The sequence below is a fragment of the Corallococcus sp. CA049B genome (assembly GCF_003611685.1).
Lineage (GTDB): Bacteria > Myxococcota > Myxococcia > Myxococcales > Myxococcaceae > Corallococcus > Corallococcus coralloides.
Map to the genome: position 1 here is coordinate 15,818 of NZ_RAWC01000057.1, position 19,389 is coordinate 35,206.

General features: G+C 69.9%; 16 protein-coding genes and 1 tRNA gene. 12 read left to right on the plus strand and 5 right to left on the minus strand.

Annotation, left to right across the window (positions count from 1 at the left end):
• Position 1: 1 nt before the first annotated feature.
• Both D7W82_RS15390 and D7W82_RS15395 read left to right on the plus strand, forming a co-directional pair.
• On the plus strand, positions 2 to 691 hold the full coding sequence (locus tag D7W82_RS15390; protein ID WP_147439345.1) for a hypothetical protein: 690 nt from the start codon (positions 2 to 4) through the stop codon (positions 689 to 691).
• Between the two features lie 222 nt (positions 692 to 913).
• Positions 914 to 1,492 carry a hypothetical protein gene (locus D7W82_RS15395; RefSeq protein ID WP_120619079.1) on the plus strand — a complete coding sequence of 193 codons (579 nt, stop codon included), beginning with the start codon at positions 914 to 916 and terminating at the stop codon, positions 1,490 to 1,492.
• A gap of 156 nt (positions 1,493 to 1,648) precedes the next feature.
• Here D7W82_RS15395 and D7W82_RS15400 read toward each other — a convergent pair whose 3' ends face one another.
• Positions 1,649 to 1,861: a hypothetical protein gene (locus D7W82_RS15400; RefSeq protein ID WP_199727761.1), complete on the minus strand. Its 213-nt coding sequence runs from the start codon at positions 1,859 to 1,861 to the stop codon at positions 1,649 to 1,651.
• A gap of 183 nt (positions 1,862 to 2,044) precedes the next feature.
• Here D7W82_RS15400 and D7W82_RS15405 point away from each other — a divergent pair, with 183 nt between their 5' ends.
• The 3 genes from D7W82_RS15405 (at position 2,045) to D7W82_RS15415 (ending at position 6,296) form a co-directional block, all read left to right on the plus strand.
• Entirely contained in the window at positions 2,045 to 3,313 is a 1,269-nt protein-coding gene (locus D7W82_RS15405; RefSeq protein WP_120619081.1) for a hypothetical protein, read from the plus strand.
• A gap of 137 nt (positions 3,314 to 3,450) precedes the next feature.
• A complete protein-coding gene (gene glgX, locus D7W82_RS15410) occupies positions 3,451 to 5,595 on the plus strand; it encodes a glycogen debranching protein GlgX (RefSeq protein ID WP_120619082.1) in 2,145 nt (714 codons plus the stop codon).
• A 35-nt stretch (positions 5,596 to 5,630) separates the two neighbouring features.
• The gene (locus D7W82_RS15415; RefSeq protein WP_120619083.1) at positions 5,631 to 6,296 is read left to right on the plus strand and encodes a class I SAM-dependent methyltransferase; all 666 of its coding nucleotides are present in this window, start codon (positions 5,631 to 5,633) and stop codon (positions 6,294 to 6,296) included.
• 11 nt (positions 6,297 to 6,307) lie between these two features.
• Here D7W82_RS15415 and D7W82_RS15420 read toward each other — a convergent pair whose 3' ends face one another.
• The gene (locus tag D7W82_RS15420) at positions 6,308 to 6,775 is read right to left on the minus strand and encodes a hypothetical protein (protein WP_120619084.1); all 468 of its coding nucleotides are present in this window, start codon (positions 6,773 to 6,775) and stop codon (positions 6,308 to 6,310) included.
• 299 nt (positions 6,776 to 7,074) lie between these two features.
• On the opposite strand from D7W82_RS15420, the gene D7W82_RS15425 reads away from it, so the two are divergent.
• The 4 genes from D7W82_RS15425 to D7W82_RS15440 all read left to right on the plus strand — a co-directional run bounded on the left by D7W82_RS15425 (position 7,075) and on the right by D7W82_RS15440 (position 13,082).
• A tRNA-Val gene (locus tag D7W82_RS15425) sits at positions 7,075 to 7,144 on the plus strand.
• Between the two features lie 268 nt (positions 7,145 to 7,412).
• Entirely contained in the window at positions 7,413 to 8,537 is a 1,125-nt protein-coding gene (locus D7W82_RS15430; RefSeq protein ID WP_120619085.1) for a slipin family protein, read from the plus strand.
• Between the two features lie 112 nt (positions 8,538 to 8,649).
• Positions 8,650 to 11,166, plus strand: coding sequence for a VIT domain-containing protein (locus D7W82_RS15435; protein ID WP_120619086.1), 2,517 nt, complete (start codon positions 8,650 to 8,652; stop codon positions 11,164 to 11,166).
• A gap of 101 nt (positions 11,167 to 11,267) precedes the next feature.
• Positions 11,268 to 13,082 carry an acyl-CoA dehydrogenase gene (locus tag D7W82_RS15440; protein WP_120619087.1) on the plus strand — a complete coding sequence of 605 codons (1,815 nt, stop codon included), beginning with the start codon at positions 11,268 to 11,270 and terminating at the stop codon, positions 13,080 to 13,082.
• A 78-nt stretch (positions 13,083 to 13,160) separates the two neighbouring features.
• Here the strand turns inward: D7W82_RS15440 and D7W82_RS15445 are convergent, their stop codons facing one another.
• The gene (locus D7W82_RS15445; protein ID WP_147439346.1) at positions 13,161 to 14,087 is read right to left on the minus strand and encodes a hypothetical protein; all 927 of its coding nucleotides are present in this window, start codon (positions 14,085 to 14,087) and stop codon (positions 13,161 to 13,163) included.
• Positions 14,088 to 14,248: 161 nt separating this feature from the next.
• Here D7W82_RS15445 and D7W82_RS15450 point away from each other — a divergent pair, with 161 nt between their 5' ends.
• The gene (locus D7W82_RS15450; protein WP_120619089.1) at positions 14,249 to 14,911 is read left to right on the plus strand and encodes a glutathione S-transferase family protein; all 663 of its coding nucleotides are present in this window, start codon (positions 14,249 to 14,251) and stop codon (positions 14,909 to 14,911) included.
• 8 nt (positions 14,912 to 14,919) lie between these two features.
• On the opposite strand, the gene D7W82_RS15455 is transcribed toward D7W82_RS15450, so the two are convergent.
• Positions 14,920 to 15,762, minus strand: a complete 843-nt coding sequence (locus D7W82_RS15455; protein WP_147439347.1) for a hypothetical protein — start codon at positions 15,760 to 15,762, stop codon at positions 14,920 to 14,922.
• Positions 15,763 to 15,918: 156 nt separating this feature from the next.
• Here D7W82_RS15455 and D7W82_RS15460 point away from each other — a divergent pair, with 156 nt between their 5' ends.
• Positions 15,919 to 17,589: a hypothetical protein gene (locus D7W82_RS15460; RefSeq protein ID WP_120619091.1), complete on the plus strand. Its 1,671-nt coding sequence runs from the start codon at positions 15,919 to 15,921 to the stop codon at positions 17,587 to 17,589.
• Here D7W82_RS15460 and D7W82_RS15465 read toward each other — a convergent pair.
• Entirely contained in the window at positions 17,580 to 18,686 is a 1,107-nt protein-coding gene (locus D7W82_RS15465) for a hypothetical protein (RefSeq protein ID WP_120619092.1), read from the minus strand. The genes D7W82_RS15460 and D7W82_RS15465 overlap by 10 nt on opposite strands.
• Positions 18,687 to 18,892: 206 nt before the next feature.
• Between D7W82_RS15465 and D7W82_RS15470 the strand changes: the two genes are divergently transcribed.
• Entirely contained in the window at positions 18,893 to 19,207 is a 315-nt protein-coding gene (locus D7W82_RS15470) for a hypothetical protein (protein WP_120575710.1), read from the plus strand.
• The last annotated feature ends 182 nt before the right edge of the window (positions 19,208 to 19,389 follow it).

Below are 19,389 nucleotides of genomic sequence, written 5' to 3' on the forward strand. Positions count from 1 at the left end.
GATGTCTCAGCAATGGATCTGGATGAGCGTGGCGGCGGGCACCCTGGCGCTGGGCTCCGCGCACGCGCAGGTGGATCCGAACTCCGCGGGCGCCATCACCACCAGCCAGCCGAACCCGGGCGCGGCGCCGGGCACCCCCAACCCCATCAATGGCGTGTCGGCCAGCCCGACGACGCAGCCCATTGGCGACCTCACCGGCGCGAACACGGGCACCGGCGGCACCGGCACGTCCATGGGCGCGGTGATTCCGCAGCCGTACAGCGCCCTGCCGCCGAGCCCCGGCAACGCCACCACCGTGACGGGCGCGGGCACCGTGGTGGCGCCCGGTTCGGCCACCACCGTGACGGGCACCGGCGCGGTGCTGGCCCCCGGCACCAGCACCACCGTTGCGGGCTCCACGGGCTCCACCGCCACCACGGGCGCGCTGATGCCGCCCGCCACGACGACGCCCGGCACCATGGCGCCGGGCGCCTCCACCAGCACCGTCACGCCGGGGACTCCGACGGGCACCCTGTCCAGCACGGGCGCGGTGCTGCCACCGGCCACGGGCATGACGCCGCCGGGCATCACGGGCTCGCAGCCCACCACGCTGTCACCGGGCGGCAACACGCTGACCCCGGACAGCAACACGTCCAGCAACTCCGTGACGCCGCTCGGTGGCGGCAACGTGACCCAGCCCCCGAGCCCTTGAGTCGCACGGGTCCCGCTCGCTGGCTCGCACTCCGGGCCAGCGGGCGTGGCGCGCGGAGGACATCCTCGTCCCGCGCAACCCTCCCCCTCCGTCCGCCCACGCCGTCCCCCGAGCAGGCAGGCGGATGAGCCACCCCTGCACACACCGGGGGGCCTGCTCACCTTCGGTCCTGCAGGCAGCCAGGACCTTTCAAGCAGTCAGACACCTATCGGGGGAATCCACATGAAGAACTTCCTGAAGACGCAGCTGACGGTGGCGGCGGTTCTCGCGGGCGCGCTCGCGCTCGGCACGGGCTGTAAGTCGGACCAGTCCGCGACGCGCGGCACCGAGCCGGCGCCGGCCTCCGACTCCACCATGCCCACGGACTCCAGCGGCATGGGCACGGACACGTCCGGCTCCGGCACCACCACCACGCCGCCTCCCAGCAGCGGCGGCTCCGGCTACGACACAGGCAGTACGTCGCAGGACTCGACGACGCCTCCGTCGGACATGGACACCGGCGGCTCCGGCACGACGGATGACTCCACGCTGCCGCCCGCCACGAACGACGGCACCCTGGACCCGGGCACCGGCGGCGCGGGCACCGGTGAGGCCGAGCCCGGCGTGCACGACGGCGAGATGACCGAGCCGGGCACGGGCGGCTCCGGCATGGAGCCGGACGACAGCGACATCCCGGACGACAGCAGCCTGCCCAATGACTCCACGCTCGACCCGAACAACTCCGGCGCCAAGGGCAACATGACCACGCCGGTGCCGGACTCCACCGGCACGATGGCGCCCAACAACGGCACCACGCGCTAGGTCCCCCTCCTGGGTGGACATGCCAGGCGCCCGTGACCTTCACCGGTCGCGGGCGCTTCGCCGTTTCCAGCGGCCGGGCTTTGCGCGCGAACAACAAGACCCCGCCGACGCGCGAGAGGCGTCAGCGGGGTCATGGAGACAGCGGGACCTGGAGGCTCAGGTCACCTTGACGCCCGGCGAGAAGGGCTGGCCCACCGGTTCGATGATGCGCGGGCTGCCGTTGTCACCCGGCCCGTTGCCGGGACCGCCACCCGGGTCGAAGGTGGACGGCACGCTGCGCTCACGCCGCTCCTCTTCCGTTCCGGCTTCGCGCGTTGGAGGCAGGTCCTCCAAGGGGATGTGCAGCACGTCTTTCTTGTTCTTGCTCATGACGAACGCCTCCTTTCCCCTCTCAGGTTGGGGTGGGCGGGGACTTCGCGCCACCGGGCGCCCCCCTGCCCGCATGCCCCCCGGCCTCCGGAATGCGTCTCTCTTGGATGACAGGGAGCGGGCGGGGGCTTATCCAAAGAGGTCCAGGCAGCGCGCACCCACACCACCGAAAGCGTCCAACGCATGAAGCTGTTGCTGGCAGGCCGACGAGGAGCAAGCGATCCGCTGTTCGCCCCCCCGGAGGCGTCCCTGTCCTGGCTCCAGCGCGTGGAGGCCTGGTTCCAGCAGGTGGCCGAAGGCGTGCTGGAGGGCTCCCGCATCGAGGAGGGCCCCCAGGGCGCGCCCGTGCTGCGCCTGCGCCTGCACCCGGCCGCCGCGGAGGTCGCGCTGCTCGCCACGACCCAGGAGCGCATCGTCGTGTCCGCGGAGACCAGCGCCGCGGGGCCCGGCTACCACCGCTACCTGGTGGACCTGCTCAAGGGGCTGGGCGACCTGCACGGCATCTCCTGGGCCCCGCCCGACGAGGACGTGGGCGTGGGCGACGCCACGGGCTACTTCCACGGCGGGGACGTGGACCTGGTGGAGAAGCACTTCCTGGGCTGGCTCCAGCACTCGGTGGGGCAGGTGCTGCGCATGCGCGAGCTGGGCAACTCCGGCTTCGCGCTGTCCATGCGCTTCGGCCACACCTTCCAGCACCCGGGCGCGCTGCTCACGCCCATGGGGCCTCGCGACGAGCGCTGGCTGCGCACCGTGCATGAAGACCCGCGGCTGGGCATGGACGTGTTCCCCTGGTGGAACCCCGGCGTGGACGCGCGCGAGCGCTTCAATCGCGCCCTGTGCCGGCTGTGGACGGACGTCGTCTGGCGCCCGCCGCTCCTGGACGAGGAGCGCCAGCGCCTGCGCGACGTGGCCCGGCTCCTGGAGCAGGCCTGGCGCGAGGACCCCACGCTCCCCTATCCGTGGCGCGAGTGGCAGGAGGTGCTCGGCTATCTGGGCATGGGCGGGACGGTGGCGGAGGAGGTGCACCGCCGCGCCCTGGAGTCGCCCGGCGTGGGGCCGTCCATGGGCTACCGGCGGGGCTCCGTGCAGGTGGCGCTCCCCGAGGGCTGGGAGATTCGCATCCCCGGCTCCCTGGCGGAGACGCGCTTGCAGGACGGCAGCTGGGTGGCCCGAGACCACCGCCGCACCGTGCGCGTGGTGCCCCTGGAGGACTCCGCGGAGGAGCAGCTGGCGCCCACCAGCCCGGAGCGAAAGGCCCTGGAGCTGGAGCACCGCGGCGCCCGCGTCAGCGGCCGCGCGTCCCTGCACGTGGGCCCCGGCGAGTGCCGGCTGACGGCCCTGTGCCGCTCCGGCAACCGCCGGGCGCTCTGCGTGGTCAGCTTCGATGATCCGGACGAGCAGGACTGGGCCCTGGGCACCTGGCGTTCGCTGGACCACGCTGTCGCCGCCTGACGGGGCACTTCGTTTCAGCACCGACCACTTGCCGAAGCGCTGGCCGGTGGACAGTCAGCGCACCCGGACGTCTTGCCGCATCGCGCAGCCGCACCCACATTCCGGCGGCAGTTTCCCCACGGAATCGAGCGAGACGCATGAGCAGCAAGCGGGAGATCTGGCCGGGCAAGCCCTGGCCGCGCGGCGCGACCTTCGACGGCTCGGGCACCAACTTCGCGGTGTATTCGCAGGTGGCCACACGCGTGGAGGTGTGCCTCTTCGACCGGGCGGACCCGACGAAGGAGATTGAACGCTTCGACCTGCCGATGAGCACCGAGTTCGTCTGGCACGGCTACGTGCCGGACCTGGAGCCCGGGACGTTGTACGGCCTGCGCGTGCACGGGCCCTACGAGCCGGAGAAGGGGCACCGCTGCAACCCGCACAAGCTGCTCGTGGACCCCTACGCCAAGGCGCTGTACGGCGAGGTGGACTGGAAGCAGCCGGTGTTCGGCTACCCCCTGGAGCATCCGAAGAAGGACCTGATGCGCGACGAGCGCGACAGCGCGGCCGGCATGCCCAAGGGCGTGGTGGTGAGCGACTTCTTCGACTGGGGCAATGACCGGCGCCTGGACATCCCGTGGCGCAAGACGGTCATCTACGAAGCCCACGTGCGCGGCCTCACCATGCGCCACCCGGGCGTGCCGGAGCACCAGCGCGGCACGTACGCGGGCCTGGGCTCGCCGGCCATCATCGAGCACCTGCAGAAGCTGGGCATCACCGCGGTGGAGCTGTTGCCGGTGCAGGCGTTCGCGGACGACTCGTTCCTCAACGACAAGGGCCTGTCGAACTACTGGGGCTACAGCACGCTGAACTACTTCTCCCCGGAGCAGCGCTACGCCAGCCGCAAGACGCCGGGCGGCGCGGTGGCGGAGTTCAAGTCGATGGTGAAGTCGCTGCACGCGGCGGGCATCGAGGTCATCCTCGACGTCGTGTACAACCACACGTGCGAGGGCAACCACCTGGGGCCCACGCTGTCGTTCAAGGGCATCGACAGCGCGTCGTACTACTGGACCATGCCGGAGGCGCGGCACTACCTGGACTTCACGGGGTGCGGCAACAGCCTCAACGCGTCCAACCCGCAGACGGCGCGCTTCATCGTGGACAGCCTGCGCTACTGGGTGGAGGAGATGCACGTGGACGGGTTCCGCTTCGACCTGGCCACGGTGCTGGGCCGCGGCGGCAAGGGGGGCTACGACCCGAACGCGCCCATCTTCCAGATCATCAACCAGGACCCGGTGCTGGGCCGCGTGAAGCTCATCGCGGAGCCGTGGGACGTGGGCCTGGGCGGCTACCAGGTGGGCGGCTTCCCGTCGCCGTGGCACGAGTGGAACGGCAAGTACCGGGACGCGCTGCGCAAGTACTGGAAGGGTGACGAGAACCAGGCCGCGGAGGTGGGCTACCGGCTCACGGGCAGCGCGGACCTGTTCGCGGCGGCGCGCCGGCGTCCGCAGGCGTCCATCAACTTCGTCACCGCGCACGACGGCTTCACGCTGCACGACCTGGTCACGTACAGCAGCAAGCACAACGAGGCCAACGGCGAGCACAACCGCGACGGCGCGGATGACAACCAGGCGTGGAACTGCGGCGTGGAGGGAGAGACGGACGACACCGACATCATCTCCCTGCGCGAGCGGCAGAAGCGCAACCTGCTGGCGTCGCTGTTCCTGTCCACGGGCGTGCCGATGATTGTCGCGGGCGACGAGATGGGCCGCACGCAGCAGGGCAACAACAACGCCTACTGCCAGGACAACGAGCTGTCGTGGGTGGACTGGAACCTGGACACGACGCGCCAGGACCTCGTGGAGTTCACGCGCAAGCTCATCCAGTTCCGCCACGGGCAGCCGGTGCTCCAGCGCCGCCGCTTCTTCCAGGGCGAGCACCTGTGGGAGTCCGAGCACAAGGACCTGGCGTGGTTCCGGCCGGACGGCACGGAGATGGGAGCGGAGGACTGGCAGAAGCCCTTCGTGCGCTCGCTGGCGTTCCTGCTGGGCGGTGACGCCATCCCCACGCCGGACGAGCGGGGCCAGCGCGTCAGCGGTGATTCGCTGCTGGTGCTGCTCAACGCGCACCATGAGCCGGTGCCCTTCACGGTGCCGCCGCCGGGCGAAGGCGGCGCGTGGCGGCTGGAGCTGTACACGGCGGACGACCAGCGCGGCGATGAAGAGATGAAGCCCGGGAAGTTCGAGATGGCCGGGCGGTCGCTCGCGGTGTTCCGCAAGCCGGGAAGCAACAACACGCCGTGATACGGTGCCCGCGCTGTTGATCAGGAGCGCACGGCATGGCGGACGAAGGGGACGGCGGCAGGGGTGAAGAGGCCGCCGTCGCGCGGGTGTACGGGGAGATCGCCTCCGCCTACGAGGTGCTCTACCCCGCGTTGCACCGCTACGGCGACCGGGTGGAGCGATTCCTCGCGGACGTGATGAAGCCAGGGATGCGCGTGCTGGACGTGGGCTGTGGCCCGGCGCTGCACACGCGCGGACTGGATGCGTCCGTGGACGTGGTGGGCCTGGACCTGGCGCCGGAGATGCTGGAGCTGGCGAAGCGTTCGCGGCCGTCCGGCACGTGGCGCGTGCACAGCTATCTGGAGCCGGTGCCGGAGGACCTGGGCACGTTCGATGTCGTGCTGGTGATTGGGTGCCTGGACTTCTGTGACGACCTGCCGCGCGTGCTGGGGCACCTGGGCCGCGTGATGAAGCCGGGCGCGCGGATGTTGTTCACGGTGCTGGAGCGCAGGCCCGGGGTGGAGGCGCACGAAGCGTCCACGCGACGGGTGCGCACGGCGGACACGGACGTGACGCTGCACCTGTGGAGCGCGGAGGAGACGGCGCGCGCCGTGGAGGCGGCGGGGCTGCGGGTCCGCGACTACGCGCACGGGCCGGGCTGGGAGCTGATGGCCGAGGAGCGCGTGATGTGGTTCGGCTGGTGGGACGTGACGCGCGGCTGAGGCGCATCCCCCTAAAGACAGTTCGCGAGCGGCCGCACCTTGATGTACGCGCTTGACACGACTCCGCCGCCATACACAGCCACGGTGTCGTTCCCCGAGTACACGGGGACACCATTGCTGTCGTACCCCTCCACCTCCACCAACCAGGCCAGCCCCTCGTAGATGCCGTCGCTGAGGGTCCTCCCCTCGATGACGCCATCCCTCACGTTGAGTGGCAGGGGCCCAACTTCCGGGTACGCGGGACGGCTCGGATCACCCGACCTCAGGGTCACCGTCGCCGCCGCCACGGCGCAGGAGCCCTCTTCCATGGAGAGATGCACCTCCAGGGAGCCCCTGCTCCAGCCGACGTCTTCGCCTCCCGCGTCCTTACCCCCGGCCTCTTCGCCTCCGGCGGCCCTGCCTCCGGCGCTTCCCCCCCCACAGGCCCCGAGCAGCGCACAGCTCATTCCCAGCATCACGACCCACACGGCTCGCTTCATGGATCCTCCAAGGTGGCGCATCGAACGCGCGGCTCTTGGACACGTGAGCCCCAGGGCCTGGGACATGCGCCGTCAGGATTTCCGCACGCTCGCGTCCGGTGGCCCCGTCGGCGAACTTCAGGGGGCGCACGGGGTTGTCCCGAGGCGTCCGGTTCCATGCGGGGGCGCTTTGCGCCGGTGCATGAGACTCGGACGTTCCTCACGGCCATCACACCCGGGTGTTCCTGCCGCTATCGAAGGCCGTACCGGTCGCGCGCCACCGTGAGGCGCGCATCGAGGCCCTTGGCTGGGCATTCACTTGAACTAGCTCAACGGTAGAGCACGAGACGGACACTCTCGCATTTGAAGGTTCGATTCCTTCGTTCATCGGGACCCCGTCGTTTCCGCTGGTGTCAACGCGAGTCCACCGCGTCCTCCTCCCCACGCCGCACACTGGCCGGTCGCCAGGGCCTCCGGAGGCTTCCGTGCTTCACGCGGAACGCTCCGGTCGCCGTCCGTGACCAGCATCCGGTGCGGCTACTCGGGAGGGTGAACGCGGATCCGGACGGTCTGTTCGCGCGACGCGCCCGTGGGGCGGCGGGGTCTTTTTCTCCAGCAGCCGGGCTGCACTCTTTTCTTGTCGTCGAGGTGACGTGTCATGGGTATCGGTCGGGTGGAAGTGGCGCAGAACGAGCGGCTGTTCGTCGTGGTGAACGGGAAGGCGGAGCAGTACCTGGGGCCGGGCCGGCACTGGGTGGTGCGTCCGTTCCAGAACGTCCGCGTCGAGCGCGTGCCGCTGGAGCCACCGGTCACCCGGCTGGATGAAGCGAAGCTCGCGTTGGTGCCGGAGAAGGACCTCCAGGTGCTGGAGCTGGGCGCGGACGAGCGCGCGGTGGTCTTCCATCACGGCCAGCCGGTGCGGTGGCTGGGTCGGGGTCAGCACCAGGTGTGGACGGCGCAGCGGCTGCCCGGTCGAACCGGTCGGCCCGAGACGCCCACCGTGCGAGTGGAGCGCGTGGACGTGTCCGGGGTGGCGACGGAGCCCCCGCGGGACGAGGTGCGCGCGCTGATTCCGGCCAGCGACTACGTGGAGACCACGGCCACGGAGGGCACGGTGGCGCTGCGCTACGTGAACGGCGTGCTGGACGCGGTGCTGCCGCCGGGCCGTCACGCGGCGTGGACGGTCGCACACAAGGTGCAGTTCGCTGTCATCGACCTGCGCGAGAAGTTGCTCCACGTCACCGGCCAGGAGGTGATGACGAAGGACCGCGTGACGCTGCGGCTCAACCTGTCCGCGGCGTACCGGGTGGTGGACGCGCGGCGGCTGGCGGTGGTGGCGCGGGCGCCGGATGAAATCCTCTACCTGGCCATGCAGCTCGCGGCGCGCGAGGCCGTGTCCACGCGCACGCTGGATGAGCTGCTGGCCGCGCGCGAGGCGGTGTCCTCGGAGCTGTACGCGCAGGTGAAGTCGGGGGCGGAGGGCGTGGGCCTGGAGCTGTTGCGCTTCGGCATCAAGGACGTGGTGCTGCCGAAGGAGATGAAGGACCTGCTCAACCGGGTCATCCAGGCGCAGAAGGAAGCGGAGGCCAACGTCATCCTGCGGCGCGAGGAGACGGCGGCCACGCGCTCCATGGCGCAGACGGCGAAGGTGCTCGCGGAGAACCCGCTGCTCGTGCGGCTCAAGGAGCTGGAGGCGTACAAGGACCTGGCCGCGAAGGTGGGCCAGGTGCACCTGGTGCTGGGCGAGGGCGCGGTGCCCACGCTCCAGCTCAAGGGCGGCTGACACACGGCTGTGTGGCTTCACAGCCACACGGCCTGCCCTCTCAGAGGGGAACCGGGGTTGGCCCGGGGGCTGCAATGTCCCCGGGCACACCCTGAAACCAAGGTTCCCGACCATGCGAGTCCTGCTCGCCGCGCTCTTCGTCTGCCTTCTGGCCGCCCCGGCCTCCGCTCAGCAACCCTGCTCTCCGGCCGCTTCGCCCACCGCGGGCGTCGCCCAGGGCACCCTGGTGGCTCGCTTCCGTGCGCAGCCTCAGCAGGCAGAGGCCACCGAGTGCCCCGACACCGAGCCGCGCACCTTCAGCCTCAAGCACACGGAGGTGGACGCGGAGGTCAGTGGATTCCTCGCTTCCGTCACCGTCACGCAGGTGTTCGAGAACCCCTACTCCGCTCCCCTGGAAGCGCTCTACGTCTTCCCGCTGCCGGAGCTGGCCGCCGTGGATGGCATGGAGATGCACATCGGCGAGCGCGTCATCACGGGCGTCATCCAGACCCGTGAGCAGGCTCGCGACACCTACGAGCGCGCCAAGGCCGAGGGCAAGACGGCCGCGCTGCTCGACCAGGAACGCCCCAACATCTTCACCCAGTCCGTCGCCAACATCCTCCCCGGCGAGACCATCCGCGTGCGCATCCACTACGTGGAGCGCCTCACCTACGACGCCGGCACCTACCGCTTCAGCTTCCCCATGGTCGTCGCCCCCCGCTTCATCGGCGGCGAGCCGCTGCCCACGCGCCAGGGCGAAGGCGTGGAGCCCGACACCACCTCCGTCCCCGACGCGAGCCGCATCACGCCTCCGGTGCTCGCCGACACGCGCAGCGGACATGACATCCAGCTCACCGTGCGCCTGGACGCGGGCCTCCCGGTCCAGTCGCTGCGCTCCACCACCCACCGCGTGGACGTGAAGCGCGACAGCCAGTCCCGCGCCACCGTGAGCCTGGGCCGCGATGACCGCATCCCCAACAAGGACTTCATCCTGGAGTACGTCGTCGCCGACGCGCTCATCCGCCCCGCCGTCCTCATGCACCGCGAGCCCGGCGCGGACCACGGCTACTTCCTGGTGATGCTCAACCCGCAGCTGTCTCCCACCCAGCGGGAGATCGTCCCGCGCGAGCTCTACATGGTGCTCGACACGTCCTGCTCGCAGTCCGGCCTGGCCATCGAGAAGTCCAAGGCCATCACGAAGGAGGTGCTCAACCACCTGATGCCCGAGGACACCTTCCAGGTCCTCAACTTCGACACGAGCGTGACCAAGTTCGCGCCCACCGCCGTCCCCGCCACGCCGGAGAACATCCAGAGCGCCCTGCCCTACGTCGCCAACTTCTGGGGCGGTGGCGGCACCGACGTGCGCATCGCCGCCCAGGAGGCCATGGTCCCCCCGAACGACCCCGCCCGCCTGCGCATGGTGCTCTTCATGACGGACGGCCTCATCGGCGGTGACGAGTGGGTGCTCAAGACGCTTCAGGAGAACCTGCGTGAAGAGACGCGCATCTTCTCCGCCGGCGTGGGCTCCAGCACCAACCGCTACCTCATCACCAAGATGGGCGAGCTCGGCCGCGGCGCCTCCACCCTCGTCAACCTCAACCGCCCGGAGGAGGACGTCGCCCGCGAGTTCGAGCAGCGCATGCGCGGCCCCGTCCTCACCTCGGTCGTGGTGGACACGGACGGCCTGCCCGTCAGCGACGTGTACCCGAAGTCCGTGCCGGACCTCTTCGCCGGCCAGCCGCTGTTCCTCGTGGGCAAGTTCACCGGCACCGGTGACGGCGTCCTCCGCATCTCCGGCCGCGTGCGTGGCCAGGTCCGTCACTTCGACGTGCCCGTGCACTTCCCCGAAGTCGCCCCGGAGCACGACTCCCTCAAGAGCCTCTGGGCCCGTCAGCGCATCGAGGAGCTCACCGTGGAGGGCTACCGCGGCGAGACGCCCGAAGTCGTCCAGGGCATCACCGACACCGCGCTCCAGTACCACCTGATGAGCCGCTACACGTCCTTCGTCGCGGTGGAGCAGGTGGCCCGCACGGCCCCCAACGGCGAGTCGGTCCGCGAGATGGTCCCCGTGCAGCTCCCCGACGGCATGGTCTCCGGCGCGCTCAGCCGCGAGGAGATTCCCCCCGGTGACCCCATCATCTCCGTGCGCGCCCCGCGCAACGCCCGCCGCGTCACCGCCTACTTCCCCTTCGGCCTGGTGAAGCCGCTCACGTTCGACAACCTCACCCGTTCGTGGCGCGGCCGGTTCCTCGTGCCGCTGGGTGTCTCGGATGGCTACTACACCGTGTTCATCATCGCGGAGCTGGCGGACGGCCGCGTGGAGCGCAGCGAGGTGCGCTACCGCCTGGACTCCCAGGGCAACGACTTCGACGTCGTCCTCTCCCACAAGGAGCTCTCTCCCGGTGACACGCTGACGCTGGACGTGGACGCGGTGGAGGCCACGCAGGAGGTCAGCGTGTACGGCGAGCTCTTCGGCGAGGACCAGCAGCTGCTCGACTCAACGGACGGCCTGCGCTTCACCCAGTCGCTGGTCATCCCCGAGGGCACGCCCGCTGGTTCCTACGAGCTGGTGTTCGTCGCCCGCGACGCCGCCGGCAACCGCTTCGAGCGCCGCGAGACGCTGCGCGTCATCCACGCTCGGCGCGACTGACCCACGAATCAATCTCGGCTACCCTGGCGGTCCGTTTCGGCCCCGCGCCTTCACTGGCGCGGGGCTGGTTGCTTTCGCACCCGGCCGCGAGGAGTCCTTCGATGTCGTCGTCCCTGCACTACACGCCCAACCTCCGCGATATTGAGTTCAACCTCTTCGAGTTCCTGGACATCGGCCACACGTCGCTGGGCAAGGCGCCCTTCGGGGACCTGGACGAGACGGCGGCCCGGCAGACGCTGCAGACGTTCGCGCAGCTGTGCACGCAGGAGCTGGCGAAGAGCTTCGACGAGTCCGAGCACAACCCTCCGAAGCTGGAGAACGGCGAGGTGAAGCTGCCCCCCGGCCTCAAGGCCGCGATGGGCGCCTACTACGACGCGGGCATGCACCTGCTGGAGACGCCCCCGCACCTGGGCGGCCTGGGCGCGCCGCCGTCGCTGGGCTGGGCCGCGTTCGAGCTGCTGCTGGGCTCCAACCCCGCGCTGGCGTTCTTCACGCTGGGCAACCTGCTCGCGCGCGTCATCGACAAGCTGGGCACGGAGTCGCAGAAGCAGCGCTTCCTGCCGCACATCCTGGACAAGAGATGGAGCGGCTCCATGGTGCTGACGGAGCCGGACGCGGGCAGCGACGTGGGCGCCGCGCGCACCAAGGCCCGTCAGGTGGACGGCGACGTCTGGGAGATTGAAGGCGTCAAGCGCTTCATCACCAACGGCGAGTCGGACATCGCGGAGAACATCATCCACATGGTGCTCGCGCGTCCGGAAGGCGCGGCGCCGGGCACCAAGGGCCTGTCGCTGTTCGTGGTGCCCAAGTTCTGGGTGAACGAGGACGGCAGCCTGGGCGAGCACAACAACGTCGTGTGCACCAAGCTGGAGAAGAAGATGGGCCTGAAGGGGTCCGTCACGTGCGAGCTGACGTTCGGCGACGGCAAGCCCACGCGCGGCCTGTTGCTGGGTGACGTGCACGACGGCATCCGGCAGATGTTCCACATCATCGAGAACGCGCGCATGGCGGTGGGCCTCAAGTCCATGGCCGCGCTGTCCGCGGGCTACTTCCGCGCGCTGTCGTTCGCGAAGGACCGCGTGCAGGGCAGCGACCTGGGCAAGGCGCGCGACAAGACGGCGCCGCGCGTGAACATCCTCCAGCACCCGGACGTGCGCCGCATGCTGATGGCGCAGAAGGCGCACGCGGAAGGCCTGCGCGCGCTGGCCCTGTTCACCGCGTCCGTGCAGGACCAGGTGGAGCTCCAGGGCGGCCACCGCTCCACCGCCGCGGGCGAGGCGGACGTGCTCAACGACATGCTGCTGCCGCTGGTGAAGGGGTACAGCTCGGAGAAGGCCTACGAGCTCTTGTCCCTGTCGCTCCAGGTGCACGGCGGTTCGGGCTTCCTCACGGATTACCCCGTCGAGCAGTACATCCGCGACCAGAAGATCGACTCGCTCTACGAGGGCACCACGCACATCCAGGCGCTGGACCTGCTGATGCGCAAGGTGGCGCGCGACGGCGGCGCGACGCTGATGGGGCTGCTGGAGCGCGTCCGCGCGACGGCGGATGGCGACGAGGGCGGCCCCGAGCTGAAGACCGAGCGCGCCGCGCTGGGCGAGGCGGTGGGCCAGCTGCAGACGCTGCTCGGGACGCTGATGGGCAAGCTGGGCGAGTCCGTCTACCACGTGGGTTTCCAGGGCAACCGCGTGCTGTTCGCCGTGGCGGAGGTCATCATCGGCTGGCTGCTGGTGCGGCACGCGGCCGTGGCGCTGGAGCGCACGAAGACCAACCCGGGCGACAAGGCGTTCTACGCCGGCAAGGTGGCCAGCGCCCGCTGGTACTGCCATGAGGTGCTGCCCGGCATCGCGCACGCCGCGCGCATGGTGGAGAACGGCAACCTGGACCTGATGGCCCTGCCGGAAGAGTCGTTCTAGCCATCCGCCGGATGGGGCCCGAAGGACGGTAGCGACATGTCCTTCGGGCCTTCGGACCGGTGAGTGCCAGTCGTGCGATCAGGGCTCCAGGTCAACGGCAGAGAAGGCGTAGTCACCCACGGCGTTGAAGGAGATGCCCCCCAAGAAGATGAACAGCTCGACCGTATGACGGCCTTGCTGCATCACCTGGAGGTCGAACGTTTCGCTCCTCGGCCTGTAATCGAACGTATTCGACTCGAACAGCACCTCGCCCCCGGGGCCACGCACTCGCATGCCGCAGTTGTGGGAGGAGTATTCACCCCGGCACGTCAACCGGTAGGCGCGGCCCGCGACGGCGTCCAGCGCGACGACGTCGACATCGCCAGCGGGCTCGACGTACCCCGAGACGGGGGTGCCGATGGGCACCGGGGTGGCTTCCGTGAGGGTGTTCGCGAAGTCGTCCGGCCCCCGGTCCAGCAGCGAGTATTTGTAGGAAAGATTGAAAGTGGAGGTGAATTTGCGGTTGCGCTCCACGCGGGCGTACACGGGACCATCCTGCGTAGCGAGCACGGCCGACTGGTAGGTCGAGATCCCCCCCGTGCCCTTCGAGCCCGGCAACGTGAGCCCGTCCGCGCCGAGGAGTTCGACACTGCAGCTCGGGTCGTAGCCAGACGAAAATCCAGTGCAGCTGAATCGGTAGATGCGACCGGCCGTGACGTGGAACGAGAACAGGTCCACGTCCTCAAGGTTGTCCAGGTTCGCGTCCACCCATTCAGAGGAGGGGTCCATGAACTCCACGGGGGTCGCGGCCTCGAGGTAGTCCCCATGGTCATCCCCCTCGCGCACGTCCCGCCTGCAGGACAGGTCCGCCGGGACGTAGCCCTGGGGGCAGTCGCACGCGGCCTCTCCGGAGGACGTCACGCACTGGCCCGGACCGCAGTCGGTGTCCTCGCACGGGTCGGAATCACAAGCGCAGAGGATGGCGAGCGCGAGCGCCATCGCCAAAGAAGAAACAGAACGCAGCATGTCGTGGACTCCCACGGAGGCCCGGCCCCAATCCCCCGCGCGACCATAGTTTGAGCAGGGGTGACAGGGTCAACGGGTCCGCCCTGACAGTCGTGTCGTCACGGAGTGCGTCGCCCCCCGCCGGCCTCGACAGTGCTCGGCACCGCATCGACAATGCCGGGATGATCACCCTGTATGGCTTTGGCCGCGTCAATTCGAAGGTCGTGGGGCTCACGCGCGACTTGCGCGTCCTGTGGGCCCTTGAAGAACTGGAACTGCCCTACCGGGTGCACGGTGTGGATCATCCCGCGGGGGAAACCCGGGGAGAGGCGTACCAGCGACTGAACCCGTTCCGTCAGGTGCCGGTGCTCGATGACGACGGCTTCGTGCTCACCGAGACGGGCGCCATCCTGCTGTACCTGGCGGAGAAGACGGGCCAGTTGATGCCCACGGACCTCCAGGGCCGCGCCCAGGTGACGCGCTGGTGCTTCGCCGCGCTCACCACGGTGGAGCTGCCGCTGTCGCAGATCATCATGATCGACCTGCTCGGCGACGCCGACCCCACCGGAGCGCAGCGGCGTCCCGGCCTGGTGAAGTACGCCGAGCACCATCTGGCCGCGCTCGAGGACTGGCTCCGGGAGCGTCCGTATGTCGCCGGCGAGGCGTTCACCGTGGCGGACATCCTGATGACCACGGTGCTGCGCGAGGTGCGCAACGCGAGCGTGCTCGAAGGCTTCCCCCGCGTCTGCGCCTATCGCGAGCGCTGTGAGGCGCGGCCCGCCTGGAAGCGGACGCTGGAGGCCTATGAGCAGCGCCTCGGGGTCCCCGTGGGCACTGCCCGCTAGCCGCGCGCTCAGGGTTCCAGGTCGGCGACCGAGAGGACGTAGTTACCCACGCCGCTGTAGAGGGAGCTCACCCCGCTGATGAACAGCTCGACCGTATAACGGCCATCCTGCGGCACCTGGAGGTCGAACGTTTCGATCGTATCTCTGCTGTTGAACTTCGACTCGTACAGCAGCTCGCCCTCAGGGCTGCGCACGCGCATGCCGCAGTTGTGGGAGTTGGCGAAACCGCTGCAACTCAACCGATAGGTTCGGCCCGCGACGGCGTCCAGCGCGGCGATGTCGGCTTCGCCGGCGGGCTCAATGGTCCCCGAGACGGTGGTGCCAACGGACACCGGAGTGGCTTCCGTGAGAGTGTTCGCGAGTTCGTCCGGCCCCCGGTCGAGCAGCGAGTATTCATAGTAGCGAACGAAACCGGATTCGGGGGAGAAGCTCTTCACGCGGGCGTAAACGGTGCCCTCCTGCGTGGCGAGTACGGACGACTGATGGTTTGTGACCCCCACCGTCGCCATCGAGCCCGGCAACGTGAGCCCGTCCGCGCCGAGGAGCTCGACACGGCAGCTCGGCCTGTAGCCAGAACCAAAGCCATGGCAGCCGAATCGGTAGATGCGTCCGGCCGTGACATGGAACGAGAACAGGTCCACGTCCTCGGGGTTGTCCAGGTTCGCATCCACCCAGTGGAAGGGCTCCATGGGCTCCAAGGGAGTCGCGGCCTCGAGGGAGTCCCCGTGGTCATCCCCCTCGCGCACGTTCCGCACCGGAGCGCAGTCGGCGTCCTCGCACGGGTCGGAATCACAGGCGCAGAGAAGGGCGAGCGCGAGCGCCATCGCCAGGGAAGAAACAGAACGCAGCATGTCGTGGACTCCCACGGAGGCCCGGCCCCAATCCCCCCCGCGCGACCATCGTTCGTGAAGGGCGACAGGGTCAACGGGTCCGCTTGACCCGGGGCCTCGGGTGCGGCCCGGGGGACACACACCGGGCTGGCCCGGGGTTCGCAATAGGGGTGGAGCATGATGCTCTCCGCCCTCACCGCGCTGACCCTGGCCGCCACCGTCACCAACACCGAGACCGTGCACGACCTGGAGCCGTTCGGCGGCCACGTCGTCGCGTGCACCGAAGGCGGCCTGGAGCTGTTCACGCCCGCGGGCCGTCCGGTGCGCGTGCTCACGGTGGAGGACGGGCTTCCCAGCCACTCCTGCCGCGCGCTGGAGTCCACGGGTGACAGGCTCTTCGTCGCCACGGATGAAGGACTGGTGTCGCTGGACGCCCGCTTCCAGGTGACGCCCGTGCTGGACGTGCGCTGGCAGGCCCTGCCTCCCGCCGAGGACGCGAGCACGCCGGACTACGTGAGCCGGCTGGAGTCACTGGCCTCGGTGCTGACGCCAAATGCCACGTACACGGCGTTCTCACCGCGCTTCGCGGGCACGGCGGAGGGGCGGCTGTTCGAGCTGGGCACCCAGCGCGCGTGGTCCCTGCCGGGGCCGGTGCGCTTCATCTCCGACACGCGCGACGGCGTGGACGTGGGCACCACCGAGGGCGCGTTCTCCATCAGCGCCAGCGGCCGGCTCTCCGCGCTGCGCGACGTGCCCACCGGTCCGCTGTCCTTCACCGTGACGGAGCAGGGCGTGCGCATCGTGGGCAGTCACGGTGAGGTGCACGCGTGGGAGACGGAGTCCGTGCCGCTTCAGGCCGTGAGCGTTCCCAAGGGCGCCACCGTGTTGAACACGGAATGGGCGGGCACGCGGACCTCCGGCGTGTTCAAGCTCGGACCGAAGGGGTGGCGCCGCGTCACGCCCACCGGGCAGCTCTGCGGCAATCACATCACCGCGCTCGCCCGGCATCAGGGGCGGCTGGTGGTGGGCACGTTCGACCGGGGCGCATGCATCCAGCGCGAGGACGGCAAGTGGCAGACCGTCCGCGCGCCCTCACTTCCCAGCGACCAGGTGCTGGGCATCAGCAGCGACGGACCGAACCTCTACGTCGCCACCACGTATGGACTGGGCTTCCATGACGGGAAGACGTGGACGCAAGTCGCGTACGGGGCTCGCAACCCCGTGAAGCTGGGGAAGCTGTCCGTGCTCAACGTGTCCCAGATGGATGACGGCGTCGCGCTGGTGGACGGCCGCGGCGTGTCCCTGGTCACTCCCGGCACCGCGCCCCTGTCGCTCGTGAAGCGGCTGCCGCTGCCGAAGGAGTGGAGCAAGCACCCTTCCGTGGGTGAAGCCTCGGGCCGCTTCCTGTGGATGGGCAGCGAGGACCGGGGCCTGCTGCGCTGGGACGGCGCGAAGTGGCAGCGCTTCCATGACGGCCGCGACCTCACCGACAACTGGATCACCGCGCTGTCCACCGACGCGCAGGGACGTGCCGTCGCGGGCACCTGCCAGGATGGCTTCAGCTACTTCGACGGCGCGAAGTGGACGCGCGTGCGCGCCGCGCCTGGCCTGCCCTCCTCCGCCATCGTCTCCGCCGCGCTCGTGCCCGGCGGTGCGCTGGTGGGCACGCTGCTCGGCGCGTCGCACTTCGACGCGGCCACGGGACAGACGCGGGCCCTGCCGAAGCTGGCGGATCCGCGCGTCTATGCCGTGCTCCCCGACGGAGACTCCGCCCTCTTCGGCACCGAGGGCGGACTGTCGAGCGCGGCCTGGAAGGCCGTCTCGGCTCCAGCCCTCAGTCAGCGCTGAGGCTTCTGCGCCGTGCCTCGCGCGGCCAGCTCGCGCTCCACGTACAGCCGCAGGATGTGCATGAAGTCCTGCGCGTTCGTCACCACGCCGAAGGCCTGGTGCGTGCCCCGGTCCTTCAGCTTGCTCACCACGAACTCGGACGAGTCCACGCAGATGGTGGGCAGCTCCCGCAAGGAGCCGTCCTTCTCCGTCACGAACGCGGGCAGCATGTTCCCCGTCGCGATGGCGTGCAGCGCCGTGGCCACGAGCACCGCCATCGTCGCCTTCACCGCGTGCCGTCGCATCGCGTCCTGCGCCGCCAGGTTGTCCGTCACCACGTCCGGCAGCGGCCCGTCATCCCGGATGGAGCCCGTCAGCACGAACGGCACCCCGTGCTTCACGCACGCGTGCATGATGCCGTTGGTGATGACGCCCGCCTCCACCGCCTTCGCGATGGAGCCCGCCTGCCGCACCCGGTTGATGGCGCGCATGTGCAGCCCGTGCCCGCCCGACGTCGCCTCGCCCGCGCCGCTCATCCCCAGCGTCGTGCCGTAGATGGACGCCTCGATGTCGTGCACCGCCACCGCGTTGCCCGCGAGCAGCGCCCCCACGAAGCCGTTCTCCACGAACCACGTCATGTCCGCGCGCGCCCGCGAGTGCACCAGCGCCGGCCCCGTCACCCAGATGGGATAGCCGCCCCGCTCGCGCTCCTCCACCAGGAGCCGCGCCATGTGCCCGTAGTCGATGGGCTTCTCGCGCGACACCTCGCTCGTCATGAACTTGAACTCGCCCTCCCCGCCCTCCGCCAGGTAGGCCATGTTCACGTAGACGCCCTCGCTGCCGTCCTCCGCCTTCCCCACCACCACCTGCTCGCCCGCGCGCACCCGGCGGCCCTCGCGCACCCAGAGCTCGCCCTGCGCGTCCAGCACCAGCGCGCCGTCCATGCGCGGCTCGCGCGGCATCCGCCACCGCCCGTCCACCCGCACGTACGTGGGCAGGTTCGTCGTGGTGAAGAAGCCCTCCGGCAGCACGCCGTCCGCCGGAGCCGGGGTGAAGCGCGCGTCCGGGAAACCGCTGAACCGCGCCGCCGTGAAGTCGGGATGAGCAATGGTCGTCACCCCGCCACCATGCGCGGGCGCTCCCACCCATTCAAGGGTGCCGCACGTCGCCATCCCCTCGGATTGTTTCCCCTTTCATAAGGGCCACCCACCTGGACGCACCCCGTCAAGAACGGCGCCCCGCAACCGCCGCGCGAATCCCGGGTTCAAGCCTTCAAGGACGACGCGCTGGCACCGAGGCCCGCGCCCATCGAGGAGGAGTCACCATGAAGCGCAACGGACTGGGGATGCTCGCGGCGGTGCTGGGTCTGACGGTGGCGCTGCCGGCCGTGGCCGCGGAGGCCGACCGGCGCCAGGTGAACCAGCAGCAGCGCATCAACGAAGGCGTGAAGAGCGGCGAGCTCACGGGCCGCGAGGCCGTGCGCCTGGAGCGCCAGCACCGCTCGCTCCAGCGCGAGATCCGCCGCGACCGCCGGGACGACGGCCACCTGGACGCCGCCGAGCGCGCCCGCATCGACGCGAAGCAGGACGCCCTCAGCCGCCGCATCGCCCGCCAGAAGCACGACGCCCAGAGCCGCTGAATCCCCGGAAATTGCGCACCGCGACAAGGCCTCCCCGGGCGGCCCCCCGGGTGCCCTGTCGCGGCTGCGCGCCCCTCCCAGGCCCAGGATTCCGCTCCGGGTACGCCCATTTGCCTGGATGTGCGCGCCTGGAGTGAAAAGCAGGTGGGGGACGCAACACCGGTTCTTGAACGGCGAGAATG